The organism is Rhizobacter sp., from assembly GCF_031412495.1.
Taxonomy (GTDB): Bacteria; Pseudomonadota; Gammaproteobacteria; order Burkholderiales; family Burkholderiaceae_C; genus Schlegelella_A.
Genome location: NZ_JANODC010000132.1, coordinates 1 through 5,155 on the forward strand (window position 1 = coordinate 1; position 5,155 = coordinate 5,155).

General features: G+C 72.6%; 5 protein-coding genes. All 5 read left to right on the forward strand.

What is annotated here, in order from left to right; all coding sequences use genetic code 11:
* Window positions 1-727: acyl-CoA dehydrogenase family protein (locus AC30N0_RS04970; protein WP_489516824.1), on the forward strand; the 727-nt coding region annotated here is incomplete at its 5' end.
* 13 nt (window positions 728-740) lie between these two features.
* A complete protein-coding gene (locus AC30N0_RS04975; protein WP_489516825.1) occupies window positions 741-1,931 on the forward strand; it encodes a CaiB/BaiF CoA transferase family protein in 1,191 nt (396 codons plus the stop codon).
* A 79-nt stretch (window positions 1,932-2,010) separates the two neighbouring features.
* Window positions 2,011-3,549, forward strand: a complete 1,539-nt coding sequence (locus AC30N0_RS04980) for a 3-hydroxyacyl-CoA dehydrogenase (RefSeq protein WP_489516826.1) — start codon at window positions 2,011-2,013, stop codon at window positions 3,547-3,549.
* A gap of 26 nt (window positions 3,550-3,575) precedes the next feature.
* A complete protein-coding gene (locus AC30N0_RS04985; protein ID WP_489516827.1) occupies window positions 3,576-4,325 on the forward strand; it encodes a BON domain-containing protein in 750 nt (249 codons plus the stop codon).
* A gap of 43 nt (window positions 4,326-4,368) precedes the next feature.
* On the forward strand, window positions 4,369-5,155 hold a 787-nt coding region (locus AC30N0_RS04990; RefSeq protein WP_489516828.1), incomplete at its 3' end, for a M81 family metallopeptidase.

Below are 5,155 nucleotides of genomic sequence, written 5' to 3' on the forward strand. Positions count from 1 at the left end.
CTTCGTCGTCAACGGCCAGAAGGTCTGGATCTCGCGCATCCAGCACAGCGACTGGATGATCCTGCTGGCGCGGACGACGCCGCTGGCCGAGGTGGCGAAGAAGACCGAGGGCATGTCGATCTTCATGGTCGACCTGCGCGCGGCCGAGCAGGGCGGCATGACGGTGCGGCCGATCGCCAACATGGTCAACCACGAGACCAACGAGCTCTTCTTCGAGAACCTCGAGATTCCGGCCGAGCACCTGATCGGCGAGGAAGGCAAGGGCTTCCGCTACATCCTCGACGGGCTCAACGCCGAGCGGACGCTGATCGCCGCCGAGTGCATCGGCGACGGCCGCTGGTTCATCGACCGGGTCACGGCCTACGCGAAGGAGCGGGTCGTGTTCGGCCGGCCGATCGGCCAGAACCAGGGCGTGCAGTTCCCCATCGCCGAGGCCCACATCGAGATCGAGGCGGCGGACCTGATGCGCTTTCGCGCCTGCGAGCTGTTCGACGCGCACCAGCCCTGCGGCGCCGAGGCCAACATGGCCAAGTACCTGGCGGCCAAGGCGAGCTGGGAAGCGGCCAACGCCTGCATCCAGTTCCACGGCGGCTTCGGCTTCGCGCACGAGTACGACGTCGAGCGCAAGTTCCGCGAGACGCGGCTCTACCAGGTGGCGCCGATCTCGACCAACCTCATCCTCAGCTATGTCGGCGAGCACCTGCTCGGCCTGCCGCGTTCCTTCTGAGGATGCCCGCGTCGTGAAGCCGCTCGAAGGCATCGTCGTCGTCGCCCTCGAGCACGCGATCGCGGCGCCGTTCTGCACCCGGCAGCTGGCCGACCAGGGCGCGCGCGTGATCAAGGTCGAGCGGCCCGGCACGGGCGACTTCGCGCGGCGCTACGACGGCCGCGTCCGCGGGCTCGCCTCGCACTTCGTGTGGACCAACCGCGGCAAGGAAAGCCTGACGCTGGACCTCAAGCACGCGCAGGCACCGGCCATCCTCGATTCCTGGCTGGCGCGGGCCGACGTGCTGGTGCAGAACCTCGCCCCCGGTGCCGCGGGCCGCCTGGGCCTGTCGTTCGAGGCGCTGCACGAGAAGCACCCGCGGCTCGTCGTCTGCGACATCTCCGGCTACGGCGACGACCCGGCGCGGCCCGGCCCCTTCCGCGACAAGAAGGCCTACGACCTCCTGATCCAGAGCGAGTCGGGATTCCTGTCGATCACCGGCACGGCCGACGAGCCGGCCAAGGCCGGCTGCTCGATCGCCGACATCGCCGCCGGCATGTACGCATACAGCAGCATCCTCGCCGCCCTGATCGAGCGCGGCCGCACCGGCCGCGGCCGGCGCATCGACATCTCGATGCTCGAGAGCATGGCCGAGTGGATGGGCTACCCGCTGTATTACGCCTTCGACGGCGCTGCCCCGCCGCCGCGCAGCGGCGCCGCGCATGCCACCATCTACCCGTACGGGCCGTTCCCGGCCGGCGACGGCGGCGTGGTGATGCTCGGCCTGCAGAACGAGCGCGAGTGGCAGCTCTTCTGCGAGCACGTGCTCGGCCAGCCTGAGCTGGCAACCGATGCCCGCTTCGCGACCAACGCGGCACGCAACGCCGCGCGCGAGGCCTTGCGGGAGATCGTCGTCGCCGCCTTCGCCGGCCTGACGGCAGCGCAGGTCGTCGCCCGGCTGGACGCGGCGCAGATCGCCAATGCCCGCGTCAACGGCATGGCCGAGCTGTGGGCGCATCCGCAGCTGCAGGCGCGCGGCCGCTGGGTCGATGTCGACACGCCGGCCGGCCCGGTGCCGGCGCTGCTGCCGCCGGGGATCGGCGACGCGGGACAGGCGGGCATGGGTGCGGTGCCGGGTGTCGGCCAGCACACCGACGCCCTCCTGGCCGAGGTCGGCCTCGGGCCTGCCGAGGTCGATCGCCTGCGTGCGGCTGGGGCGGTCTAGTCGCCCCGTGGGGTTCGCCTGCATTGCCGGCCTGCGCCGAGGACCCTAAGGTGCAGTCGTTCAACGCCGGGCCACAGCCATGAAACTCGACATCGGGCGCGACGGCGCCGTCTTCGTGGTCGGCGCCGGCATCATGGGTGCCGGCATCGCCCAGATCGCGGCGCAGGCCGGCCACGCGGTCCGCCTCTACGACGCGCGCGAAGGTGCGGCGGCGGCAGCCGTCGGCAAGCTGGGCACGACGCTCGACGGGCTGGCTGCCAAGGGCAAGGTCGATCCCACCGAAGCCAGGGCCGTCGCTGCGCGCGTGAGCGCTGCCTCCAGCCTCGACGATGCCGCCGGCGCGGCCCTCGTGATCGAGGCCATCGTCGAGGACGCAGAGGCGAAGCGGGCCCTGTTCCGCAACCTCGAGGCCACCGTCGGCGACGCATGCCTGCTCGCCTCGAACACCTCGTCGATCTCGATCACCGCGCTCGCCGCCGGGCTGCGCCTGCCCGGCCGCTTCGTCGGCATGCACTTCTTCAACCCGGTGCCTCTGATGAAGCTGGTCGAGGTCGTCTCCGGCCTGCAGACCGACCCGGCGGTGGCCGCGGCGATCTTCGAGCTGGCCCGACGCTGGAGCAAGACGCCGGTGCACGCGCGCTCGACACCGGGCTTCATCGTCAACCGCATCGCCCGCCCCTACTACGCCGAGGCGCTGGCCCTGCTCCTCGAACGGGCCGCCGAGCCGGCGGCCATCGACGCCTGCCTGCGCGGCGCCGGCTTCCGCATGGGGCCGTGCGAGCTGATGGACCTGATCGGCCACGACACGAACTTCGCCGTCACCCGGTCGGTGTTCGAGGCCAACTTCGGCGACAGGCGCTACGTGCCGTCGCTGGTCCAGCGCGAGCTCGTCGACGGCGGCCTGCTGGGGCGCAAGTCCGGACGCGGCTTCTTCATCCATCCGGCCCCGGCCGCTGCGGAGGCGCCCGCGTTCGAGGCGCCCGCGGTGCCGGCCGGCGCCATCGTCGCCCTGCACGGGACCGGGGTGGCGATCGACCGCTGGGCGGCCCGCCTCGACGCCGCCGACATCGCCTACGAGGCCGATCCGGCGAGCCGCTGGACCGGGCTGCAGACCGATGTCGGCGAGCTGCGCCTGGGCGATGGCCGGGCTGCGGCGCAGGTCGCCGCGGAGGAAGCCCTGCGCGACGTGGCCCTGTTCGACCTGCCGGTCGCGCCCGCCGGCGGACCGCCGGGCGCGATGCTCGCCTGCTCGGTCGCCGCCAGCACGTCGCCGGCGTGGCGCGAGCAGGCCCTGCAGTGGCTGCGCATCGCGGGCTGGGCGCCGACGCTGGTCGGCGACGCGCCGGGCCTGGTCGTCGCGCGAACGGTGGCGATGCTGATCAACGAGGCCTGCGACGCGGTGCTGCAGGGCGTCTGCACGCCGGAAGGCGCCGACCTGGCGATGAAGCTCGGCGTCAACCACCCGGCCGGCCCGTTCGAGTTCCTCGCCCGCTGGAACGCCGCTGCGGTGGTGGCCCTGCTCGACCGCCTCGACGCGCATTACCGCGGCGAGCGCTACCGGGTCAGCCCGGAGCTGCGACAGCGCGCCTGGGCCGAGCAGCTGGCCGCTTCCCGATGACGACGCGGGCGGGCGCAGGGTTTGCCATGGCTGCCGCTTCCGGCAGGGATGCCCTGCCAGCGCCCGGAGAAGTCGTCACGCGCCCGTCATCCTCGCACCGTGTGCTCCTGCTCGGTGCCGCGGCCCTCGCCGCGGCGCTCGCCGGCTGCGAGAAGACGACGGTCACGACGCAGACGCCGACCGGTACGACCACGACCACGACCATCGGGCCCAGTGCGGCCGCGAGCGAGGGGATGGCGCGTGCCGGCGACGTGCTCGCCGACACCGCCATGACGGCGAAGGTCAAGGCCGCGCTCATCGCCGACCCCGATATCGAGGCGATGCTCATCGACGTCGACAGCCGCGACGGCGCGGTGAAGCTCGCCGGCACCCAGCCGAGCCAGAACGGCATCGACCGCGCCGTCGGCATCGCCAGGGGGATCGACGGCGTGAAGTCGGTCGACAACCGGCTCAGCGTCGATGCGTCGGCGGCAGCGGCGTCGGCATCGTCGGCGCCGAACGCGGGGGCGGCGATCGCCGACGCCGCGAGCCAGGCCGTCGGCCGCGCCGGCGAGGCGATCGCCGACGGGGTGCTGACCGCCTGGGTGAAGGGCGCCCTGCTCGTCGACGAGCAGGTCAAGGGCCTGCAGGTCGACGTCGATGCCAGCGACGGCGTCGTGACGCTGAAGGGCGCCGTCGACAACGCCTCCAGCGTGGCGCGGGCGCAGGCCATCGCCCAGGGCATCGAAGGGGTGAAGTCGGTGCAGAACCGGCTCACGGTCAAGGGCCCCGCCTGACGGCGCCTAAGATCAGCCCCCACACCGTGCCGGGGGTCTTCCGATGAAGCTCGTCATCGCACAGATGAAGCATGAGACGAACACCTACTCGCCGGTGCCGACGCCGCTCGGGCGCTTCGCCGTCGGGGGCGGCAGCCCGCCCGAAGGGGACGCCGCGCGCGCGGCGTACCGCGGAACCGGGTCGGCCATCGCCGCCTTCATCGAACTCGCCGACGCGGCCGGCGCCGAGGTCGTGATCCCGATCGCGGCCAGTGCCTGGCCGAGCGGGCCGGTCGAGGACGCCGCCTTCGAGCACATCGCCGGTCGCATCTGCGCCGCGGTCTCTGGCGGCTGCGACGGCGTGCTGCTCGACCTGCACGGCGCGATGGTCACGCAATCGCACGACGACGGCGAGGGCGAACTGCTGCGCCGGATCCGCGCCATCGCTGCCGACGTGCCGATCGCCCTGGCCCTCGACATGCACACCAACCTCTACGACGAGTGCGCCCGCGACGCGACGGTGATCGCCGGCTACCAGACCTATCCGCACATCGACATGCACGAGACCGGCGTGCGCGCCGGCCGCGCCATGCTGGACCTGCTTGCCGGCCGGGCCCGGCCGACGATGGCCTGGGGCCGCCGCTCGATGCTGCCGCACGTGATGCGCCAGGGCAGCGACGACGCGCCGAACCGCGAGCTGCAGGCGCGCTGCCGGGCGATCGAAGCAGAGGGTGCGCTTTGCGCCAGCGTCTTCGTCGGCTTCCCGAACGCCGACATCGAGTACGCCGGCCTCTCGGCCGTGGTCGTGACCGACGGCGACCCCGGCCTGGCCCGGCGCTGGTGCGACGAGC